At 64.1% G+C, this 19,234-nt stretch carries 23 protein-coding genes; 5 read left to right on the top strand and 18 right to left on the bottom strand.

Going from position 1 to position 19,234, the window contains the following annotated elements:
- Positions 1–13 precede the first annotated feature (13 nt).
- The 8 genes from KZO25_RS06460 to KZO25_RS06425 are packed head-to-tail and all read right to left on the bottom strand — an operon-like array spanning position 14 to position 7,824.
- Positions 14–1,162, bottom strand: coding sequence for a polynucleotide adenylyltransferase (locus KZO25_RS06460; protein WP_223136317.1), 1,149 nt, complete (start codon positions 1,160–1,162; stop codon positions 14–16).
- A gap of 3 nt (positions 1,163–1,165) precedes the next feature.
- Positions 1,166–1,495, bottom strand: coding sequence for a thiosulfate sulfurtransferase GlpE (gene glpE / locus KZO25_RS06455; protein WP_066448832.1), 330 nt, complete (start codon positions 1,493–1,495; stop codon positions 1,166–1,168).
- Positions 1,496–1,522: 27 nt separating this feature from the next.
- The gene (locus KZO25_RS06450; RefSeq protein ID WP_066448835.1) at positions 1,523–2,350 is read right to left on the bottom strand and encodes a symmetrical bis(5'-nucleosyl)-tetraphosphatase; all 828 of its coding nucleotides are present in this window, start codon (positions 2,348–2,350) and stop codon (positions 1,523–1,525) included.
- A 27-nt stretch (positions 2,351–2,377) separates the two neighbouring features.
- A complete protein-coding gene (gene apaG, locus KZO25_RS06445) occupies positions 2,378–2,776 on the bottom strand; it encodes a Co2+/Mg2+ efflux protein ApaG (protein ID WP_066448838.1) in 399 nt (132 codons plus the stop codon).
- A complete protein-coding gene (gene rsmA, locus KZO25_RS06440; protein WP_066448840.1) occupies positions 2,773–3,585 on the bottom strand; it encodes a 16S rRNA (adenine(1518)-N(6)/adenine(1519)-N(6))-dimethyltransferase RsmA in 813 nt (270 codons plus the stop codon). The genes apaG and rsmA overlap by 4 nt, the downstream gene beginning before the upstream one ends.
- 25 nt (positions 3,586–3,610) lie before the next feature.
- Positions 3,611–4,672 (bottom strand): 4-hydroxythreonine-4-phosphate dehydrogenase PdxA, encoded by a 1,062-nt coding sequence (gene pdxA, locus KZO25_RS06435; protein ID WP_223136316.1) that lies wholly within the window; start codon positions 4,670–4,672, stop codon positions 3,611–3,613.
- The gene (locus KZO25_RS06430) at positions 4,672–5,337 is read right to left on the bottom strand and encodes a SurA N-terminal domain-containing protein (protein ID WP_223136315.1); all 666 of its coding nucleotides are present in this window, start codon (positions 5,335–5,337) and stop codon (positions 4,672–4,674) included. Before KZO25_RS06430 ends, pdxA begins: the two co-directional genes overlap by 1 nt.
- Positions 5,338–5,388: 51 nt before the next feature.
- A complete protein-coding gene (locus KZO25_RS06425; RefSeq protein ID WP_223136314.1) occupies positions 5,389–7,824 on the bottom strand; it encodes an LPS-assembly protein LptD in 2,436 nt (811 codons plus the stop codon).
- Positions 7,825–7,958: 134 nt separating this feature from the next.
- Here KZO25_RS06425 and KZO25_RS06420 point away from each other — a divergent pair, with 134 nt between their 5' ends.
- From KZO25_RS06420 to KZO25_RS06410, 3 genes are all read left to right on the top strand, one after another.
- Positions 7,959–9,008 (top strand): aminoglycoside phosphotransferase family protein, encoded by a 1,050-nt coding sequence (locus KZO25_RS06420; protein WP_223136313.1) that lies wholly within the window; start codon positions 7,959–7,961, stop codon positions 9,006–9,008.
- The gene (murU, locus tag KZO25_RS06415) at positions 9,005–9,670 is read left to right on the top strand and encodes an N-acetylmuramate alpha-1-phosphate uridylyltransferase MurU (RefSeq protein ID WP_223136312.1); all 666 of its coding nucleotides are present in this window, start codon (positions 9,005–9,007) and stop codon (positions 9,668–9,670) included. Before KZO25_RS06420 ends, murU begins: the two co-directional genes overlap by 4 nt.
- Positions 9,671–9,869: 199 nt before the next feature.
- Positions 9,870–10,289 carry an OsmC family protein gene (locus KZO25_RS06410; protein WP_066448857.1) on the top strand — a complete coding sequence of 140 codons (420 nt, stop codon included), beginning with the start codon at positions 9,870–9,872 and terminating at the stop codon, positions 10,287–10,289.
- A 53-nt stretch (positions 10,290–10,342) separates the two neighbouring features.
- Here KZO25_RS06410 and coq7 read toward each other — a convergent pair whose 3' ends face one another.
- From coq7 to phaR, 6 genes are all read right to left on the bottom strand, one after another.
- The gene (gene coq7 / locus KZO25_RS06405; RefSeq protein WP_066448859.1) at positions 10,343–10,987 is read right to left on the bottom strand and encodes a 2-polyprenyl-3-methyl-6-methoxy-1,4-benzoquinone monooxygenase; all 645 of its coding nucleotides are present in this window, start codon (positions 10,985–10,987) and stop codon (positions 10,343–10,345) included.
- Positions 10,988–11,157: 170 nt separating this feature from the next.
- On the bottom strand, positions 11,158–11,499 hold the full coding sequence (locus KZO25_RS06400; protein ID WP_066448862.1) for a histidine triad nucleotide-binding protein: 342 nt from the start codon (positions 11,497–11,499) through the stop codon (positions 11,158–11,160).
- Positions 11,500–11,544: 45 nt separating this feature from the next.
- Positions 11,545–12,417 (bottom strand): phosphoribulokinase, encoded by an 873-nt coding sequence (locus tag KZO25_RS06395; protein ID WP_066448865.1) that lies wholly within the window; start codon positions 12,415–12,417, stop codon positions 11,545–11,547.
- Positions 12,417–12,857 (bottom strand): acyl-CoA thioesterase, encoded by a 441-nt coding sequence (locus KZO25_RS06390; protein WP_223136311.1) that lies wholly within the window; start codon positions 12,855–12,857, stop codon positions 12,417–12,419. Before KZO25_RS06390 ends, KZO25_RS06395 begins: the two co-directional genes overlap by 1 nt.
- Positions 12,858–12,904: 47 nt before the next feature.
- Positions 12,905–14,200 carry a phosphoribosylamine--glycine ligase gene (gene purD, locus KZO25_RS06385; protein ID WP_223136310.1) on the bottom strand — a complete coding sequence of 432 codons (1,296 nt, stop codon included), beginning with the start codon at positions 14,198–14,200 and terminating at the stop codon, positions 12,905–12,907.
- Positions 14,201–14,340: 140 nt separating this feature from the next.
- Positions 14,341–14,820 carry a polyhydroxyalkanoate synthesis repressor PhaR gene (phaR, locus tag KZO25_RS06380; protein ID WP_066448871.1) on the bottom strand — a complete coding sequence of 160 codons (480 nt, stop codon included), beginning with the start codon at positions 14,818–14,820 and terminating at the stop codon, positions 14,341–14,343.
- A gap of 97 nt (positions 14,821–14,917) precedes the next feature.
- Between phaR and KZO25_RS06375 the strand changes: the two genes are divergently transcribed.
- Positions 14,918–15,631 carry a 16S rRNA (uracil(1498)-N(3))-methyltransferase gene (locus tag KZO25_RS06375; RefSeq protein WP_223136309.1) on the top strand — a complete coding sequence of 238 codons (714 nt, stop codon included), beginning with the start codon at positions 14,918–14,920 and terminating at the stop codon, positions 15,629–15,631.
- A 4-nt stretch (positions 15,632–15,635) separates the two neighbouring features.
- Here the strand turns inward: KZO25_RS06375 and KZO25_RS06370 are convergent, their stop codons facing one another.
- Entirely contained in the window at positions 15,636–16,139 is a 504-nt protein-coding gene (locus KZO25_RS06370; RefSeq protein ID WP_262488886.1) for an ATP-dependent zinc protease, read from the bottom strand.
- Positions 16,140–16,395: 256 nt separating this feature from the next.
- Between KZO25_RS06370 and KZO25_RS06365 the strand changes: the two genes are divergently transcribed.
- Positions 16,396–16,986: a hypothetical protein gene (locus KZO25_RS06365; RefSeq protein ID WP_066448875.1), complete on the top strand. Its 591-nt coding sequence runs from the start codon at positions 16,396–16,398 to the stop codon at positions 16,984–16,986.
- A gap of 144 nt (positions 16,987–17,130) precedes the next feature.
- Here KZO25_RS06365 and KZO25_RS06360 read toward each other — a convergent pair whose 3' ends face one another.
- The 3 genes from KZO25_RS06360 to KZO25_RS06350 form a co-directional block, all read right to left on the bottom strand.
- The gene (locus KZO25_RS06360) at positions 17,131–18,438 is read right to left on the bottom strand and encodes a lytic murein transglycosylase (RefSeq protein WP_223136307.1); all 1,308 of its coding nucleotides are present in this window, start codon (positions 18,436–18,438) and stop codon (positions 17,131–17,133) included.
- 118 nt (positions 18,439–18,556) lie between these two features.
- Complete coding sequence (mnhG, locus tag KZO25_RS06355) at positions 18,557–18,961, bottom strand: monovalent cation/H(+) antiporter subunit G (protein WP_066448877.1); 405 nt, start codon at positions 18,959–18,961, stop codon at positions 18,557–18,559.
- Positions 18,954–19,223, bottom strand: a complete 270-nt coding sequence (locus tag KZO25_RS06350; protein WP_066448879.1) for a monovalent cation/H+ antiporter complex subunit F — start codon at positions 19,221–19,223, stop codon at positions 18,954–18,956. The genes mnhG and KZO25_RS06350 overlap by 8 nt, the downstream gene beginning before the upstream one ends.
- Positions 19,224–19,234 lie beyond the last annotated feature (11 nt).

Raw genomic sequence — 19,234 nt, 5'->3', positions numbered from 1 at the left:
GACGAGCGAACCATCAGGCATCCGAGCGGGCATCCTGATCCAGCACCTGCACGATAATGGCCCGGCGGCGTCGGGCCAGCTCTGTGCCCAGCGCGCCCCCCTTGAAGCCCTCTTCGACCAGGATTCTGGGCGACAGCTGAGCGACGGCTCGCCAGGCGCGCCCGAGCGTTTCGGCGAGCCTAGGCACTTCGAGTTCGACCAGCGCCAGTAGCGGTGCGACCCGCTCGCCACGTCGCCAGGCATCGATGCCATCCAGCCACTCATGCACCGCCGCCGGACCAGGCCCAGGCTGATCACGAAGCCATCGCGTCAGCGCCGCTTGTCGCGCCAGGTCGCGATAGGCGCGAGGCAAACGCAAACGATCTGCCATGGCATCACGGGCTTCGTGATCCAGATGCTCGACCAGCCGTGCCCAGCGCCAGCGTTCATCGCCTGCCAGCCCCTCCGGCAGGCAGTCCAGTCGCGCCAGCGCCGCTTCCAGCATTTCGGCATCCCGCGCCAGCTCGGGCAGCAACACGGCAAGGGCGCCGCAGTCGTCCAATACCCGAAAGTAGACCGCCGGGCCAGGTTCGCCCAGCGCCTTCTCGGTCTCGGTCCAGACCCGCTCGGCCACCAGGTGGGTCAACTCTCCGCTCTCGGCCAGTTCCCGCATCAGTGCCAGGGTTTCATCGGCGATGGTGAAGCCAAGCCCGGCATAGCGGGCCAGAAACCGGGCGGTACGCAGCACCCGCAGCGGATCCTCGACGAAGGCCGGCGACACGTGGCGCAGCACTCGGGCCTCGAGGTCCTCAAGACCGCCGTAGGGGTCGACGAGCCTCCCGTCCGGCGTCTCGGCCATGGCATTGATTGTCAGGTCGCGACGAGCCAGGTCCTCCTCCAGCGTCACCTCGGGGCTGGCATGCACGACGAAACCGGTATAGCCATGGCCGGACTTTCGCTCGGTACGGGCCAGGGCATACTCCTCGTGGGTTTCGGGGTGCAGGAAAACCGGGAAATCCCGACCTACCGGACGAAAGCCCCGCCGCTGCATCTCCTCCGGCGTGGCCCCCACCACCACCCAGTCGGTGTCCTTGACCGGCCAGCCCAGCCGAGAGTCACGGACCGCCCCGCCCACCCGATAGGCCTCGAGTCCCTCAAGGTAACGGTCTCGCCCTCTTCTCATACCTCAGCGCTCCACCCTGCCCGGATGCCGGTGCTGCCATTCGGTGAACCCGCCATCGAGGCTATAGACCTCGGCAAAACCCACGCCCGCCAGCCAGTCTGCCGCCTGCTGACTGGAGTGACCGTGATAGCAGATGACCACCATTGGCTGCCCACGGGGCGCGGCCTCGAGCAACGCCGGCAAGCTGTCGTTGTCCAGATGCAGGCTGCCGGGTATGCGGCCATTGGCGAAGCTCGCCGGGTCACGAATATCCACCAGCGTAAGGGGATCATCCGCAGTCAGCCATGCATCGAGGGTCTCGGGCGTCAGGTGCTGGTACGAAGGGGGCGTCATGGCTGGCTCCCGGGTCGGAGGAAAAGATCAGCGGCGCTGATGACTGGGCACGCCAGTACGCTCGCCGGTGGAGAGATTCAATGCCGTCAGCCTGCCGCCCCAGACACAGCCGGTATCAAGCGCCTCGACCCGGGCGCGCGCACCGGGGGCCTTCCCCTCCAGGGCCGCCCAGTGACCGAACACCAGCCGGGCCTCATCCTGGCGAGGATAGCAGAACCAGGGGGCAAAGCCGGCTGGCGCGCTGTCCAGGCCCTCCTTGGCAGAGAAATCGAGACAGCCCTCGGCGTCGATGAAGCGCATCCGGGTCAGCACATTGACGATGGCGCGCAGCCGGTCGACTCCTTCGAGCGAATCATGCCAGCAGGCGGGCTCATTGCCGTACATCTGCTCGAGAAAGGCACCGCTGCGCTCGCTGCGCAGCTCGCCGACCACTTCGCCGGCCAGCACCTCGGCCAGCGCCGGTGACCACTGCGGCAGCACTCCCGCATGACTCATCACCGTATCGCCCTGCCCTGCCACCGCCTGTCGCACCAGCAACGGGCGAGACTGCAGCCAGTCGAGCAGCGCCTCACGATCCGGTGCCTCAAGAATGCTCTCGAGGGTATCCTTGCGGTTAAGCGATGCCCCGCCACGCGCCACCGCCAACAAATGGAGGTCGTGGTTGCCCAGTACCGTCACGGCAGCCTCGCCGAGTGCCCGCACTTCGCGCAGGCAATCCAGCGACCCCGGCCCACGATTGACCAGGTCACCGGCAAGCCAAAGGCGATCATGCCGGGGATCGAAAGCGAGCCGTTCGAGCAGTTCGACGAATTCGGCGTGACAGCCCTGCAAGTCTCCGATGGCGTAGGTCGTCATATGCTCCCCCCTGCCGTTCTCGTCGCTTCAGTGTATCTGGTTGGGAGTGGCCAGTCGGAAGGGGGGGATTTCCACCTCGAAGGGCCGCTGGCTGGCAGTATCGACACAGGTATAGGCCCCCTCCATGACGCCTACCGGCCCATCCAGGATAGCGCGACTGGTATAGCGAAAGGTCTGCCCTGGGCCAATCATCGGCTGTTGACCGACCACTCCCTTGCCACGCACCTCCTGCACCTTGCCACTGCCCTGGGTGATCTTCCAGTGACGAGCCAGCAGTTGCATGCTGCGTGCTGAATGATTGTGGATAGTCACCGTATAGCTGAAGACATAGCGTGCTTCATCGCTGGAGGATTCATCTCCGCGGAAGGCGGGCTCGACGTCAACCAGCACTTCACTTGTCTGTGGCGTATTCGTTCCCCGATTCATGACGTCGCCTCCAAAGCGGACAGATGGTTGGCGATGCGGACGAACTCTTCGATCGTCAGTGTCTGAGGCCGGCGAGACGGCTCGATGCCCAAGGCCGCGAGGGCATCGGCTTCGATGCGACCCTTGAGATTGTTGCGCAGCGTCTTGCGCCGCTGGCCGAAGGCCTGACGCACCACATGGAATAGCAGCGTCTCGTCATTTGCCGGATGCGGCAGTCGCGAGTGGGGCGTCAGCCTGACGATGGCCGACTCGACCTTTGGGCGTGGGACGAAGGCTTCCGGTGGCACGGTGAACAGCGCATCGACCCGACAGCGGTATTGCGCCATGACCGACAGCCGCCCCCAGTCGGGGCCGCCCGGTTCGGCGGCCAGGCGTTCGACCACTTCCTTCTGCAGCATGAAGTGCATGTCGGCTATCGCGTCTCCCGCCTCGAGCAGGTGACTGATGAGAGGCGTGGAGATGTTATAGGGCAGGTTACCGACCACCCGCAGCGGCTCGCCCTCGCCACGCAGGGCGCGAAAGTCGAACTTGAGCGCATCGCCCTCGTGGATGATGAAATCGGGAACGTTGAAGAACTGCACCCGCAGCCCGGGTATCAGGTCACGGTCCAGCTCGATCACCTCGAGCCGTCCATCGGCTGCCTCTACCAGTGGTTCGGTCAGGGCGCCCTGACCGGGGCCGATCTCCACCAGGCGATCACCGGGGCGAGGGGCTATGGCCCGCACAATGCGCGAGATGATGCCGGGGTCACGCAGGAAATTCTGGCCGAAGCGCTTGCGAGCGCGGTGGACCGGCGGGCGCGATGCCATGAAAAAGTCCTTGTCTTGTCGTTCGTCAGGATAGTGAAGCGGCCGCGCCTCGGCGGGCCATGTCGGCGGCTAGCGCGATGGCCACGCGCAGGCTGCCCGGGTCGGCAACACCGCGGCCTGCCAGGTCCAGCGCCGTGCCATGGTCCACCGAGGTCCGTACCAGCGGCAGCCCCAGGGTGATATTGGCGGCACGGCCGAAGCCGGCATACTTGAGCACCGGCAGGCCCTGGTCATGATACATCGCCAATACGGCATCCACGCCTGCCAGATGTCGCGGCGTGAACAGGGTGTCGGCCGGCAGCGGCCCATCGAGGCATAGGCCCTCGCCGCGCAGCCGCTCGAGGCAGGGCACGATGACCTCGATCTCCTCGCGACCCAGGTGACCCCCTTCTCCGGCATGGGGGTTGAGGCCACAGACGGCGATGCGCGGGTTCTCAACGCCGAACCAGCGCTTGAGGTCGGCCTGCAGGATACGCAGGATTCGCGCCAGGCGCGCGTCGGTAATGGCCCCAGCCACGTCCTTCAGCGGCAGATGAGTGGTGGCCAGCGCCACCCTCAGGGCAGCCCCACCCTGCCAGCTCGCTTCGCTGGCATGCAGCGCCTGGTCAGTGGCCAGCATCATCACCACCTCATCGACGCCACAGGCATCGCGAAGGTATTCGGTATGGCCGCTGAACCCCGCATGGCCGGCATCGAGTATCACCCCCTTGTGCAGGGGGGCGGTGACCATGCCGGCAGCGTCACCGGCAAGACACGCCCGTACCGCCAGGTCCAGGGTTTCCAGCACATAGTCGGAATTGGCGACCGCCAGCCGACCCGGCAGGCTCGGCTCCCGCAGCGCCACCGGCCAGACCGGCAGCACACCGGCCTTCGGCGCCGGCACCGGTTCATCTGGTGCCAGCGTCACCAGCTCGACCCGAGCGTCTACCATGGCGGCACGCTCGGCCAGCAGCTGCGGATCGCCCACCGCCACAACCCGCGCCGGCAACCCCGGACCGGCCGCCAGTTGCAGAGCCAGTTCGGGCCCGATTCCGGCGGGCTCGCCGGTAGTCAGTGCCAGGACAGGCGCCTGAACCGCCACTGCCATCAGCGGGAGTTGGAGAGGCGATTGTCGACGAACGCCTCGGCGCGAATCTCCTGGATCCAGGCATCCAGAGTCTCTTCAGCCTTCTGCTGGAATACCATCTGGCGCGCCTGGTCACGGCCTACACCACCGCCCCGCTGCTCGATAAAACGCTCCACTTCACGCTCGCTGACATTGACGCGCGAACCCACCTGGCGCTGGTGAAGTTCGCGCATCAGCATCTCACGGCGGATCTCCTCCCGCACTGCAGCCATCGTCAGGCCGTCGGCTTCCAGGGCATCGGCGAACTGCTCCAACGTCATGCCATTGCTTTCGGCGATCGCCCGCATCTGGCGGTTGAGTTCGGTGTCGTCGACGCTAAGCCCGGCGCGGCGCGCCATCTGCAGCTGGATCTCCTCGACGATGATGTTCTCAAGCACCTGCTCGCGCAGCATCGATTCAGGGGGCAGCCCCTGGTCCTGGCCCGCCACCTGGCTGCGCACCAGCTCCACGCGCTCGGCAAGCTCGCTCTCCATGATGGCGTGTTGATTGACCACTGCCACGATGCGGTCCAGCGACTGACGCTCCACCGGCTGGAAACTCTGTGCCTGGGCGGTAAGCGACACGGCACCGAGGCATAGGGCCAGCGCCAGGGTCACGCCCAGGGTGGCAATTCGCGGGATGCGCATAACGTTCTTTCCTCTCATGGTGTCTCTGATAGAAAACCTGCTTGGGCCACCTCAAAACGCGGTGGCACGGTAACCCGGAACGGCCTGTTCGAAATAGTCGCCGGCGTCGCCGCCGACGCCACCCAGCCCCTTCAGCACGAAGCGCAGGAAAATGCCGTGCTCGGTGACGTCATTATCGATCCGTGCGGTACCACTGTCATCGATCCAGCGGCGCCAGACGAGCTGCAGACCATAGCAGCAGTCGTTCCACTGCACACCCGCCAACTGGTCCAGAAAGCGGTCATTGGTGTAGTCGTACAGCGCCCGACCGATCAGGTCCACCCGCGGCGATGCGTTCCAGGCAAACGACAGGTCGAACTCTTCACGATCGAAGTCACGAAACTCGTCATCGTCGGGCTCCACTGAAGGATCGAACCCTTGGAGTTCCCAGCGATAGCCAAGGTTCAATACGTGTCCGGCATCGGCACGATACTGCAGATAGGCCGAGCTGCGTTCGGTGCGCTGCTGCCGGTCATCGTAGATCCACTCCAGGCGGCTTCGCCAATGATCGTCGATCTGCCAGTCGAGCCGCGAGATCAGCGATGAACGATCCCGCGTGGCATTATAGAAACGCTCGAAATCCGACTCCGGTGGCAATGTATCGGGGTCGCCATCGAGATCGATGTTGCGGTCATCGAAGTAGAACGCCTGGCCCACCCCGAACGAAAGACGTTCACGCCCTCCTGCGTCCTCCAGCAGGCGTGACTCGAGGCCAACGGACAGCCGATTGAGGTCCCCCACCCGGTCCGAGCCGGAGAAACGATGAGGCGACCAGAGCTGATTCCAGGAGAAAGCGCGCTCGCTGGTATCGAAGACGGGGAAGTCACGCTGGTCCTGAACGGGTACGTAGGCATAGTTGAGCCGTGGCTCCAGGGTATGACGGTAGTCGCGACCGCCGAGATCCAGTTCCCGCTCGAAGACCAGCCCGCCGTCGATTGACGATACCGGCACAGCCCGCTGCAGCGAGGTATCCCGATCGATATCGCGCTGTCCATAGTCGAGGGCATAGGCGGTATAGAGCCACTCGACCCTGGGCTCGAGATAGCCCCAGCTCTCATCGAAGCGCCAGCCCGTTGCCGGAGATAGATGAAGTCGGCTGCCCACTGCTGCCTCCCGCTCCCGCGGAATGGCCACTTCGTCCACATCACGCCAGAAATAGGTGAGGTTGGAGCGCCACTGCTGATAGAACCCTCCCTCCTGGGTGAAGCGCGCGTTCGCCGTCAGGCTGGGAAGCCGATAGAACGGCTTGTCTCGTTCCCGCAGCGGATCGTCCAGCCGCTGAAACCCTTCGGCCCGGGCATCGAATTGCCAGACATCGCCAAGGTGCTGCAAACGGGCCAGGCGGTGCATGTTGGAGGGGTCATCGCCGAAGATGCTGCCATAGTCGTCGAAGTAGCGGCCGTCGCTGGCACCACCGTAGCGCAGGTCATAGCGATTGCGCCGGTCGAAGTATCCGGAGTGCCGATAGTCGATATACCAGCGATCCTCGCCCTCGAAGCGGCGCGAGGCGGCATTGGGGTCGTCGCTGGAGCCGCCGCCATCGCTGGAAAGAAAGGCACCTTCGACCTGGCCGGCATCGGTGGGGAAGAGGTAGCGATACTCGCCCCCCAAGAGCAGGCCCCGGTCGGTGATCAGACGCGGGGTCAAGGTGGCATCGTGATTGGGCGCGATATTCCAGTAGAACGGCTGGGCATAGTCCAGGGCGCCGCCCGAGGCGCCAATCTCCGGCCACAGGAAGCCGGTATGGCGACGATCGTCGATGGGGAAACGGACCCAGGGCCAGTAGAAGACCGGCACCTGCCCCATCTCCAGGCGGGCATGCCGAGCGGTGCCGAAGCCCGTCTCGCGGTCGAGCACCAGGTCGCCGGTCACCAGGCGCCACATCTCGTCGCCCGGGTCGCAGGTGGTGAAGTTCGCCGCGGTCAACCGATAGCGGCCATCCTCCTGGCGCGCAAGCTGCAACGCATTGCCCCTCAGGCGCTGGTCGTGGATGACGTAGTGCGCCGAGTCGATATGGGCGGCATCGCTGACCAGAGAAACCTCGGCGGACTGCCCACGTACCAGCAGATTCTGGTCGCGTAACGCCAGCGGCCCCTCGGCAAACGCCTGCTCCCGCGAAGCCGGCACACTGACCTGGGGCGATTCCAGCTGACTGTCGCCTCGCCGCAGGATGACTTCACCGCCCAGAATCGTCTCGCCTTCCTCGCCATAGAAGGCGCTATCGGATTCGGTACGCACCTGTTGGGGATCATCTGTTGCCGGCAGGCGGTACTCGGGCATCACATAGGTGCCACGACAGAGCGCCCCCGCCGGGCGAGTCTCGCCCCATGGGTGCCAGTCAAGCTGAACGCCCGGCAGGGGCTCCAGTGCCACCGCCGACAGCGCGCCATAGGTCAGGCCGTATGTGATCAGGCCAGCGAGCGCTGCCCCTGCTTGTCCCTTGCCCATGTTCCACGATGTCCTTGCGGGAGAGAATCGGTATTATACAGACCCTACCCGGCCTGTCGTATGTGATTGAGCGAGCATGCGGCGGTGCCCAACGGGCGTCAACCGGCACCGCCCGACATCAGCAAGGAGCCCGCATGCCCCAGGCCGACACCGCGAAGCGATTCGATGCCCTGCGCCGCTGGGCGGCAAAGCAACACAATCTTCCCATCGATGCCTGCGATTTGCAGCTGGCCGCAGGCGACGCCAGTTTTCGACGCTACTTCCGGCTGCGCCTGCCCGACGGTACCACGCGGATGCTGATGGATGCTCCCACGCCACAGGAAGACAGCCGCCCCTTCGCCGCCATCGCCCGACGCTGGCAAGCCGCTGGCCTGCCGGTACCGAACCTGCATGCGCTAGACTTGGACGAGGGCTTCATCGAACTTGATGACCTGGGAGATGAGCCGCTTCAGGTTCGTTTCCATGGCGACGATGCCTCGGACACCCTGGCCTGGCATAACCACGCCCTCGACCTGATCCACGAGCTGCAAAACCGCGCCGGACCCCATGACCTTCCGCCCTATGATTCCGCCCTGCTGGGGCGGGAGCTGGCGCTTTTCCCTGAGTGGTGCCTGAGAGAATGGCTCGGCATGCCGGAGTTTCCGCCGGGCTGGGACACGCTGCGCGAGTCGCTGGTCGACTCGGCGTTGGCCCAGCCGGTGGTCACGGTGCATCGGGATTTCGACGCCATGAACTTGATGGTGCAAGACGAGCGGCTCTATCTGATCGACTTCCAGGACGCAGTGGCCGGCCCCATCAGCTATGACCCGATCTCGCTGCTGCGCGGCCGCTACTGCCGTTTCCCGCCGGAGCGCTTCGAGGCCTGGATCGAGGCCTTCCGCCGACGGGCCATCGCCGACGGACGCCTTTCCAGCGCCACCACGACCGAGACATTCCTGCACCAGGCACAGGCCATGGCGGCCCAGCGGGCGCTCAAGGTGTTGGGCATCTTCTGCCGCCTGACGCTGCGCGACGGGCGTGAAGGCTACCTGCAACGCCTGCCCCACTTCCTCGGCCACCTGGAGGAAAGCCTGGCCGGCCTGCCCGAACACCAGGCGTTTCGCGATTGGCTCACTACCCATTTCCGCCCCGCGCTGGAAGCGCGGCTCATGGCCGATGGCGTCGACCCCGGAGCCCGCCCATGAAGGCGATGATACTCGCTGCCGGGCTCGGTACGCGCATGCGCCCCCTCACCGACCGCTGCCCCAAGCCGCTGCTGCCGGTGGCCGGCAAGCCGCTCATCGTTCACCATCTGGAACGCTTGGCGGTGGCCGGCATCCACGAGGTGGTGATCAACGTCAGCTACCGGGCCGGGCAGATCATCGAGGCCCTGGGCGATGGCTCGGCCTTCGGCGTCGCCATCTCCTGGAGCCGGGAGGAGACCCCGCTCGAGACCGGCGGCGGCATTCAGCGCGCGCTGCCACTGCTGGGCGACTCGCCCTTCCTGCTGGTCAACGGCGACATCTGGTGCGACCTGGACCCGGCCAGCCTGCCCGCCCTGAATGACGACCTCGCACACCTGGTGTTGGTCGACAACCCGGATCATCATCCGCGAGGCGATTTTCACCTGACGCCCCAAGGGCGCGTCCACGACCAGGGTGAACCCCGGCTGACCTTCGCCGGGATCAGTCTGCTCGACCCGGCCCTTGTGGCCGACCATGGGCCCGGCGCCTTTGCCCTGGCCCCGCTGCTGCGCCAGGCGATGGCCAACAATCGCGTAGGAGGCAGCCATCATTGCGGCGCCTGGGTCGATGTAGGCACCCCGGAGCGGCTCGCCTGGCTAGACCAACAACTCCGCTCAAGATAGGTCATCCAGAGCGAGTAGCCCCGGGAATAGGTCGGAGAGGGGGTCCTACGCCATGGATGGCGTCGGTAGCGCCCAGGGAAGGGTTTACAGCGCCCCCTCGCAGGCCTGTTGCCGGAGAAGCCTCGAGCGAAGCTGCAGGGCTTGACGCCGGCTGCTATGCTGCCGCCATTTCCCAACATCCGAGAAGGAATCCCGCATCATGAAAGCCAGCGTCAAATGGACCGATGGTCGTCAGTTCGTGACCGAATCCGGCAGCGGCCACAGCGTGGTCATCGATGGCCCCCCCGACCATGGCGGCCGCAACACCGGCCCTCGCCCCATGGAGATGCTGCTGATGGGGATGGGGGCCTGCGCCTCCTTCGACGTACTGGAGATACTCGACAAGTCGCGTGCCGCGGTGACCGACTGCGTGGCACAGGTGGAGGCCGAGCGCGCCGATGCCGTGCCGGCGGTCTTCACCAAGATCCACATTCACTTCACCGTGGCAGGCCACAGCCTGAAGGAGAGCCAGGTGAAGCGCGCCGTGGAACTCTCCGCCGAGAAATACTGCAGCGCCTCCATCATGCTGGCCAAGGGCGGCGTTGACATCAGCCACTCCTATACCATCGTGGATGCCTGAAGGCGCCGACTGGCCTAGGCTCATTGGCCTCTGGGCCAGTCGAGGAATGACGTTCAGATCCGGTAGACGCTCTTGGTCATCACCTTGGACATCAATGACATGCCGAACTTGACCGGCGCCGGAAAACGGGCACCGCCGGCTTCCAGCGCGAGCTGGGCATGGTGTGCCTCGTCAATGGCCATCTGGCGCAGCACGGCCCGGGAGCGGTGGTCGCCCGGCGGCAGAGTCTCCAGATGCTCGTTCAGATGCTTGCCCACCTGCTCTTCGGTCGCCGCGACAAAACCGAGACTGACACGATCGCCCACCGCGCCGGCCACGGCGCCTAGCCCGAAGGAAGCCGCATAGAACAGCGGATTGAGCAGGCTGGTACGGCCACCCAGCTCCTGTAGTCGCTCATCGCACCAGGCCAGGTGATCGATCTCCTCCTGGGCCGAGTGCTCCATCTGCTCCCGCACCTCGGGTAGCTTGGCGGTGCATCCCTGCCCCTGGTAGAGCGCCTGGGCACACACCTCGCCGGTATGGTTGACGCGCATCAGCCCAGCGGCGTGGCGGCGCTCGTCCAAGGTCATAGGGTCATCGTCGATGTCCGCTGTGACCGGTGACGGTCGCGACGAGCGAGCAGCGTGGGGCACCAGGGTGCGCAGTACGGTATCGAACTGATGAATCAGCGTATCGGCATGGGTCAGCTTGCGGCTCATGACACCCTCGTTTCAGCACAGACGAATCACAAAATTGGCCCGGCCGAGACTCTCATCCCGGTAGCGCCGGCTGTCGGCTACGCAAACGCCACCCTGACGGGTGGCGTTTGCGGTATGCACCTGATGCGTCGCACGCCTCGACGCGCGCGACTCTCATCGCAAAGCGCCGGCTAGCCAGCCGGCCAAGTAAAGCGTCGACCGCCCATCAGGTGCATATGAATATGATAGACCGTTTGTCCACCCTGGTCATTGCAGTTCATTACCACGCGATACCCTTCTTCCGCGAAGCCACGCTCCTTCGCCAACCGGGCCGCGGTGTACTGGAGCCGGCCGATCAGGGCAAGGTCAGCCTCTTCGATGTCGTTCAAGGTAGCGATGTGCTGCTTGGGTATGATCAGGATGTGGGTGGGCGCCTGGGGATTGATGTCGTTGAACGCGAGGACATGCTCGTCCTCGTAAACGATATCAGCGGGAATCTCTCGTTTGATGATCTTGCAGAACAGGCAATCCATCGATCTCATGCTCCTGTTGTCGTTAAGATAAGAGCCAAACGGCGCTCAGCGAAAGCGCCGCTGTGCCAGCAGATGACGCACCAGCGGCGCCAGTATCAGCTCGATGGCCAATGACATCCTTGCACCAGGTACAACCAATGTGTGCGGGCGACTCATGAAAGAGTCCTGGATCATCGCCAGCAGCCACGGAAAATCCACGGTGGAGGGGTCACGAAAGCGGATCACCACGAAGGACTCGGCGTCATTGGGGATGTCCTGCACCTCGAAGGGATTGGATGTGTCCACCGTAGGCACGCGCTGGAAGTTGATATGGGTGCGGGAGAACTGCGGCTGGATGTAGCGCACGTAGTCACCCATGCGCCCCAGGATCGTATCGATGACCGCTTCCTGGGAGTAGCCGCGCATCTTGATGTCGCGATCGATCTTCTGGATCCACTCCAAGTTCATGGTCGGCGCCACACCCACCAGCAGGTCCACATGCCGGGCAATATCGTGCTCGGCGGTGACCAGACCACCGTGCAGCCCTTCGTAGAAGAGCAGATCGGTACCACAGGGCAGCGGCTGCCACTCGGTGAAGGTGCCGACCCGATAGCCGGCCTCGATCATCTGCTTGTCTTCGGCGTGGATGTAGTGACGAAAGGTACCGGTGCCGTGCTCGCCATACTCCAGGAACAGTGTCTCGAGCCGGTCCAGCAGGTTGGCCTCCACGGCGAAGTGGGACAGCTCGTCCTTGCGCTCGGGCTCTTCGCGGAAGATGCGCGCCAGCTCATCCCGCGTGTAACGATGGAAGGCATCGCCATCGACGATGGCGGCATGCACGTCCTCCCTGGCAAACATCCGCTCGAAGGTTCGCTTCACCGTCGTGGTGCCGGCCCCGGAGGAGCCGGTCACGGCAATGATTGGATACTCGCGCGACATCAGGCGCTCTCCGCCCCGGTGATAGCCTGGTACACGGCATCGGGTATCGCGACGCTGCGCCCCTGGGCAGGATCGACCAGCACGACGTTAAGACGCGCGGTAGCCACCGGCCGACCGCCTTCGGCATGACACACGCGATGATAGACGACGATTGCCTTGCCGGACGGTGCCGGGATCGCCGTCTCTACCACCAGGGCATCGGGCCAGCGCGCCTCGGACTGATATTGCACGGCAAGGTCGGCCACCACGCTGGGATAGCCGCCCATGTCCCATTCGGTGAGCCCGAGAGCACCAAATGCTTGAATGCGCGCTTCGTGGAGCAGCGACACCAGGGTGTCGTGTCCAAGGTGGCGGCCGTAGTTCATGTCGGTAATGCGCACCGACAATGGTTGACGGTGTACGATAGCCGCTTCGGGAAATACCAGCTTGATGCGGTCCATCCTCACTCCCTGTTTTCTTGTTGTCGGTCAGTACAGGCAGGCGATGATCAGCCTGCCTGCTTTTCACGGGAAATTGCCCGATGTGCGATATCGCGGCGATAGTGGATATCCGGCCAGCGAATGGCGTCAACCCCTTCATAGGCCAGGTCGCGCGCCCGGGATACGCCATCACCCAGGGCCGTGACACAGAGCACTCGCCCGCCCGCGGTGACCACATTGCCCCCGTCGTCTTCGGCCGTACCGGCATGGAATACCTTGCAACCCGTGTTTTCCGCCGCCTCGAGCCCCTCGATGATGTCACCCTTGTGGTACTCACTCGGATAGCCTCCGGCCGCCAGCACCACCCCCACCGCGACTCGACTGTCCCAGTCGCAGGTCTGTCCCGCCAGCTCCCCGTTCGCCCCGGCCAGGCAGAGCTCGGCCAGGTCTGACCGCAGGCGCAGCATGATCGGCTGGGTTTCCGGGTCGCCAAAGCGACAGTTGTATTCGATGACCCTGGGGTTGCCCTCGACGTCGATCATCAAACCCGCATAGAGAAAACCGCTGTATGGATGCCCCTCCGCCGCCATGCCGTGAACCGTGGGCATGATCACATCCTGCATGATCCGCTCGTGGACCGCTTCGGTCACCACCGGTGCCGGCGAGTAGGCGCCCATGCCACCGGTATTGGGCCCTTCGTCGCCATCAAGCGCCCGCTTGTGGTCCTGGCTGGTCGCCATGGGGAGCACGCTCTTGCCATCGACCATGACGATGAAGCTTGCCTCCTCACCCTCGAGGAACTCCTCGATCACCACCCGGGCCCCGGCGTCGCCAAAGGCATTGGCCTCCAGCATGTCACGTACGGCTGCCTCCGCCTCGCCCAGGGACATGGCAACGATGACACCCTTGCCCGCCGCCAGGCCATCTGCCTTGATCACGATGGGTGCGCCCTGCTCAGCCAGATAGGCCAGTGCCGGCTCGACCTCGGTAAAGGTGCGGTAGGCAGCGGTAGGAATGGCATGGCGCGCCAGGAAATCCTTGGTGAAGGACTTCGATCCTTCGAGCTGGGCCGCCCCGGCGGTGGGACCGAAAATGACCAGGCCCGCCTCGCGAAAGCGATCCACGATGCCCGCGACCAGCGGCGCCTCCGGGCCAACGATGGTCAGGTCGATGGCTTCTTCCCTTGCGAACGTCACCAAGCCATCCAGGTCGACCGCATCGATGGAGATATTGGCCACGCCCGCTTCTCCGGCGGTACCGGCATTGCCGGGGGCCACGAAAACATCTTCGACGCGAGGCGACTGGGCGACCTTCCAGGCCAGGGCATGTTCGCGGCCACCGCCGCCGATGATCAATACCTTCATCCGCTACACTACCTATCGCTGACTGGGTGAAACCGGGCTCAGACGAGGCCTGGCCGGGAGGGCAGGCCGGACCTCGTGAAAAAACGGGCGTGGGAAACAAAGCGGCATTATGTCAGAAAGCCACCGTCGACGCGCGCCGCTCAGGACTTCTTGGGATCCTCGTCCTTCTGATCGGGCTTGTCATCATGGTTGGCCTGCCCTTGGCCGATGGTCTTCTGCCAGAAACGCATATTCTCCTCTGCCATCTCGCGCATCAGGTCCATGGGCGAATGCCGCATGGCCTGCTGCCATTGATCCTGCATGCGCTGCTGCTGCTCGAGCATCAACTGTGTCCCCTGCTCAAGATAACGCGCCAGGGGAAGCGGTTGAGCCATGTCGTAGACACGGATGAACTGGGCCAGCAAGTCGTTGGAGAAGACTTCGGAATCTCCATCCGCCTGCTCCTGCTCGATGATGATCGACAGCAGGATGGTGCGGGTAAGGTCCTCGCCGCTTTTGGCGTCCTCGACTCGGAATGGCTCTTCGTCGAGGATCAGACGACGCAGATCTTCAAGCGTCACATAGCGACTCTGTTGCGTATCATAGAGCCTACGGTTGGCATACTTGCGAATCACGCGCACGATGGCACTCCTTGTTCTTGAAAGGCAGGCTTGCCCTTTGCTGCTATTGTGCATCGCGCCACCGTCCTTGCAAATCGAACCGAATTAACGAGACCCGATGAATCTGATCCTGCTAGCCCCCGGTGACATTGAACATGGCCAACAGGCGTGCATTCGAGACCCTCGCCGCCTGCGCCATCTCAAGGAAGTGCATCGCGCCCGAATCGGAGATTCCATGACCCTGGGTATGGCAGGCGGGGGAATCGGCCGTGGCGAGCTGCTGGCACTTGACGAAGAGGAAGCACGCTTTGCCCTCTCCACGCTGGACACGCCACCTCCGCCGCCGCTGCCGGTACACCTCGTTCTCGCGCTGCCGCGTCCACGGATGCTGGCCAGGAGCCTCGAGCACGTCACGGCGCTTGGGGTGAAGACGATCACGCTGCTGCACTCGAAAAGAGTGGAAAAGAGCTACTGGCAGTCGCCGGAACTCGCCCCTGACAAGATAAACGGCCATCTCGTGCTGGGACTGGAGCAGGCCCGGGACACAGTAATGCCCAAGGTGAATCTCGCCAAGGGGTTTCGTCCCTTCGTCGAGGATGTGCTGCCGGGGCTTCTCGAGACCCGGCGTGGCCTGCTGGCACACCCGGGGATGCCGCAGGCCTGCCCTCGGGGCATCGACGAACCGGTCGTGCTAGTGGTCGGCCCCGAAGGAGGGTTCATTCCCTTCGAGGTGGAGCGACTCCTCGAGGCCGGCTGCGAGGGCATACACCTGGGGCCGCGTATCCTGCGGGTTGAGACCGCAGTGACCGCGCTGCTGGCCCGGCTTTTCTAGCGCGTCATTCCGTCTCGTCGCCGCCCCCTTCTCTCTCTTCGCCATTGCTGTCGTAGCGCTTCACCTCGGTATCTTCGTCACACTCGGGCGCATTGAGGAAGGTACGGGTCACGTCGAGCAGCCCCAGATGACCAATGGTGCGCCGCCCCAGCAGCAGCGGATAGTGCATCTCCTCCCGGTTGCGCAGCCCGACCTGCTCCTCATAGACGGCTCGCCCCAGGCAGATTTTCATCAGTACCACCAGCCGTTCGTCGCGGCCGCCCGCACCACGCACGCGAATGTCGCGGTAAAGCGGCCGCTCCAGCGTTTCGGAGAACGTCTCCCCGCTGGCCTCGTCCACGAGCTCCAGGCGAAAACGCACCCACTCCTCGCCCTCCTTTTCGAAGCGTTCGATATCACGGGCATCGAGCGACGAGGTAAGCGCGCCGCTGTCGAGCTTGGCCTTCACCTCGACCCCCCAAGGTTCCAGGGTCGCCTTCTCGACCCAGCCGAAGACCTCCTCCCCCATTGCGGCGGGGGCAAGGACAAACAGCAGCCAACCCCCAAACGCCTGTACGAATCGCCTCCGGAGCCACGCCGTCCGGTACGACAATACATATCCTTTCATGACATCTCCCTGTCGAAACCCACAAGAATAGCGCTGCTTCCCCGGAATGCCAGCATAAGAACAAGCTGCTTCATTTCCCTGCATGCCGTTACCGTACAACACACTTTAGGGACATCTACTACACTGAAGGCGTCATCATGGAAAAGGAGGACACTGTATGACACACCGCAGCTTTGCAAGGACGGTACTTGCCACCTCGATTGGTCTGCTGGTCGGCGGGCTGACCGTTGCCGGGGCTCACGCCCAGTTCGATCCTCAGGGGCTGTATTCCAACAGGGCGATTCTCGATGCCGAGGTATATTTCGAAGCCGCCCCGGACAGCCAGCCAAGTGAGATCGTCGATATTCTCCTCGGTGACGACATGCAGGTCCATGCTCTGATCATACGCACCCATGAGGATGTGGGGCAGGATGGCGACTACCTTGTGATCACCAATGACCACTACCGGCTGGTAAACCATGAAGAAGATGGTGACACCACCCATGACGTGCTGGTCGATGCCAACGAAGACGCCTTGGGTGCGATGCCACGCTACGATCAGGACTGGTGGGATATGGCTCGCCAACGTGCGCGAGATGCCTGGCACACTGCCGGCGAAGGTGCCGAAAGCGCCTGGCACCAGACACGTGAAGGCGCCGACCGCATCGGCGAGGGAGCCGAAAGCGCCTGGGAACGCACCCAGGAGGGGGCCGAGAGAGCCGGCCGCGCCGTCAGCGACCTGCTCAACAACTGGACCAACAACGACTGACCTGCCCCCACCGGACGCCAGGGCCGCTGCGGCCTGTTCTCGGGTACCACAATGAAATGCCACACATGCAAAGCGCAACAGGAAAGCTGATTGCTGGGCCCCACCCCTCTCGGGTGGGGCTTTGCGCTTTAATTGTCGGCCGAATCAGCGCTGTAGGCGTTGCAACAGGCTGACCGTGGCGAAGCCATCGGGAGTGACACCGATCGATCGCTGGTAGCTGCGCAGGCCACGCCGAGTGTTGGGCCCCATGATGCCATCCGGCGTCCCGACATCGAAGCCACGGGCATTGAGCGCCTGCTGCATCTCGCGCACCTGGCTGCGCGACAGTGGCTCCTCCCCCCGCGGCCAGCTCCCGTGGATACCGTTCCGGCCGGCGATCTCGTTGGCCAGGGTGCCCACCGCCAAGGCATAGCTGGTCGCATTGTTATAGCGCAGGATGGCCCGGAAGTTGGGACCCACCAGGAAGGCAGGCCCGTCGGCACCCGCCGGTGCAATGACCGAGGCCTCGGCGAACTCGGGCAGCGCACCGTCAGAGACGCCACGCACCCCCTGGGCAGCCCATTCACGACTGGCACGCCGGGTGGTCAGCTCGGTCTGGGCATAGTCGAAGTCATCCGGCAGCCGGACCTCCACACCCCAGGGCTGACCCGTCTGCCAGCCGGCGCGGGCGAGATAGTTGGCAGTCGATGCCATGACATCGGGAATGCTGCCCCAGATGTCACGACGGCCGTCACCATCGCCATCCACCGCATAGGCTTCGAAGCTGGAGGGAATGAACTGGGTGTGGCCCATGGCCCCGGCCCAGGAACCGACCATGCGCTCAGGGGGGATATCCCCGGTCTCGATGATACGCAGTGCCGCCATCAGCTCACCGCGGGCAAAATCGCTCCGACGTCCATCGAAAGCTAGCGTCGCCAGCGCCTCCAGGGTCGAGAAGTCACCGAAGTTACCGCCGTAGTTGCTCTCGATACCCCAGATCGCGACGATGATCTCCGCCGGCACGCCATAGCGCTCCTCCATGCGACGGGCGGTATCGCGATGCTCGGCAAGCTTGGCACGCCCCTGCTGGATACGAGCTGAAGAGACGGCGCTGTCCAGATACTGCCAAATGGGGCGCACGAACTCTGGCTGGGAACGATCCAGCTCGATCACCCTTGGCCGGTAACGGACTCCATCCAGCGCCCGAGCCAGGGTTCTCTCGCTGATGCCTTCAGAGCGGGCCTCGCGGCGAAAGTTTGCCAGCCAAGCATTGAAGTCGGCAGGCGCCGCTTCGGAATTGGAGCGGTCGTCGGCCGAGGACTCCGGTGAGGTCTCGACGTCCTGCTCGCTGGCAGCCTGTCCGTTGGCAACCTCAGGTGAGCGGTCGGCGGCTGACGCCTCCTGAACCGGGCCGCTCTGGCATCCTGCGAGAAGCGCAACCAGGAAGGTTGCGGGTAAGATCTGGCGCATCATGATGTCGGCATTCCTTGGCATTGAACGTCCATGATGATGGCCCAGAAGTGCTGGCGAAACCAGCCTCATCAGCCATTGGATCGTCGATTTCTGGCCCCTGCCACTGATCACTGCACGCTCACGTGGGGTCTCTGTCCCGGGGCTGATGCACCGCATTGGCCTCGGTCTCGAGACCACTCTTCAACTCGTGGGTCAGCGGGTCGTAGTTGGGCCGCAGCTCATCCTTCACGGTACCTGACCAGAGCTTCGAGCCCACGAAATAGCCGGCCCGGCCGATGACGTGTGCCGCCACCGGCGCCGTCATGATCACGAATACGATAATGGCGAAGGCACGGGCCACTACCGCCACCTCGCCGAAATGCAAGGCAACGGCGAGCATGATCAGGATCACTCCCAGGGCGGCCGCCTTGGTCGTGGCATGCATGCGAGTCAGCAGGTCGGGAAGGCGCAGAATGCCCAGCGCTGCCAGCAGCATGAACACCGCCCCGGTGAGGATCAGGAAACCCTTGATCATCTCAATCATCCCTCGGCCCTCCTCGCTCCAGGAAACGGGCGAAGCCGATGGCAGCCAGGAAGCCCATCAGCGCGATTACGATGGCGGCATCCAGAAAGCTTGATACGTCCACCTTTATGGCATAGACACCCACGAGGCCCACCACGATGCTGGCGAACAGCTCCAGCGCCACCACCCGATCGGGCAGGCTGGGGCCGCGAACCACCCTCACGAAGGCCAGGATCAGGGCAAGGCTCATGAGCACTTGGCTGATCAGGATTACGGTATCCACATCACCACCTC

The sequence above is a fragment of the Halomonas sp. ANAO-440 genome (assembly GCF_019915905.1).
In the GTDB taxonomy this organism is placed as follows: domain Bacteria; phylum Pseudomonadota; class Gammaproteobacteria; order Pseudomonadales; family Halomonadaceae; genus Halomonas; species Halomonas chromatireducens.
Note: the sequence above shows the minus strand (reverse complement) of the source record. Positions and strands in the feature narration are given on the sequence as shown.

Bases quoted from the DNA above. Each gene is read 5' to 3' on its own strand.
- KZO25_RS06460 (WP_223136317.1), bottom strand. From the start codon at position 1,162: ATGAGAAGAGGGCGAGACCGTTACCTTGAGGGACTCGAGGCCTATCGG.
- glpE (WP_066448832.1), bottom strand. From the start codon at position 1,495: ATGACGCCCCCTTCGTACCAGCACCTGACGCCCGAGACCCTCGATGCA.
- KZO25_RS06450 (WP_066448835.1), bottom strand. From the start codon at position 2,350: ATGACGACCTACGCCATCGGAGACTTGCAGGGCTGTCACGCCGAATTC.
- apaG (WP_066448838.1), bottom strand. From the start codon at position 2,776: ATGAATCGGGGAACGAATACGCCACAGACAAGTGAAGTGCTGGTTGAC.
- rsmA (WP_066448840.1), bottom strand. From the start codon at position 3,585: ATGGCATCGCGCCCGCCGGTCCACCGCGCTCGCAAGCGCTTCGGCCAG.
- pdxA (WP_223136316.1), bottom strand. From the start codon at position 4,672: ATGGCAGTGGCGGTTCAGGCGCCTGTCCTGGCACTGACTACCGGCGAG.
- KZO25_RS06430 (WP_223136315.1), bottom strand. From the start codon at position 5,337: ATGCGCATCCCGCGAATTGCCACCCTGGGCGTGACCCTGGCGCTGGCC.
- KZO25_RS06425 (WP_223136314.1), bottom strand. From the start codon at position 7,824: ATGGGCAAGGGACAAGCAGGGGCAGCGCTCGCTGGCCTGATCACATAC.
- KZO25_RS06420 (WP_223136313.1), top strand. From the start codon at position 7,959: ATGCCCCAGGCCGACACCGCGAAGCGATTCGATGCCCTGCGCCGCTGG.
- murU (WP_223136312.1), top strand. From the start codon at position 9,005: ATGAAGGCGATGATACTCGCTGCCGGGCTCGGTACGCGCATGCGCCCC.
- KZO25_RS06410 (WP_066448857.1), top strand. From the start codon at position 9,870: ATGAAAGCCAGCGTCAAATGGACCGATGGTCGTCAGTTCGTGACCGAA.
- coq7 (WP_066448859.1), bottom strand. From the start codon at position 10,987: ATGAGCCGCAAGCTGACCCATGCCGATACGCTGATTCATCAGTTCGAT.
- KZO25_RS06400 (WP_066448862.1), bottom strand. From the start codon at position 11,499: ATGGATTGCCTGTTCTGCAAGATCATCAAACGAGAGATTCCCGCTGAT.
- KZO25_RS06395 (WP_066448865.1), bottom strand. From the start codon at position 12,417: ATGTCGCGCGAGTATCCAATCATTGCCGTGACCGGCTCCTCCGGGGCC.
- KZO25_RS06390 (WP_223136311.1), bottom strand. From the start codon at position 12,857: ATGGACCGCATCAAGCTGGTATTTCCCGAAGCGGCTATCGTACACCGT.
- purD (WP_223136310.1), bottom strand. From the start codon at position 14,200: ATGAAGGTATTGATCATCGGCGGCGGTGGCCGCGAACATGCCCTGGCC.
- KZO25_RS06375 (WP_223136309.1), top strand. From the start codon at position 14,918: ATGAATCTGATCCTGCTAGCCCCCGGTGACATTGAACATGGCCAACAG.
- KZO25_RS06370 (WP_262488886.1), bottom strand. From the start codon at position 16,139: ATGGGGGAGGAGGTCTTCGGCTGGGTCGAGAAGGCGACCCTGGAACCT.
- KZO25_RS06365 (WP_066448875.1), top strand. From the start codon at position 16,396: ATGACACACCGCAGCTTTGCAAGGACGGTACTTGCCACCTCGATTGGT.
- KZO25_RS06360 (WP_223136307.1), bottom strand. From the start codon at position 18,438: ATGATGCGCCAGATCTTACCCGCAACCTTCCTGGTTGCGCTTCTCGCA.
- mnhG (WP_066448877.1), bottom strand. From the start codon at position 18,961: ATGATTGAGATGATCAAGGGTTTCCTGATCCTCACCGGGGCGGTGTTC.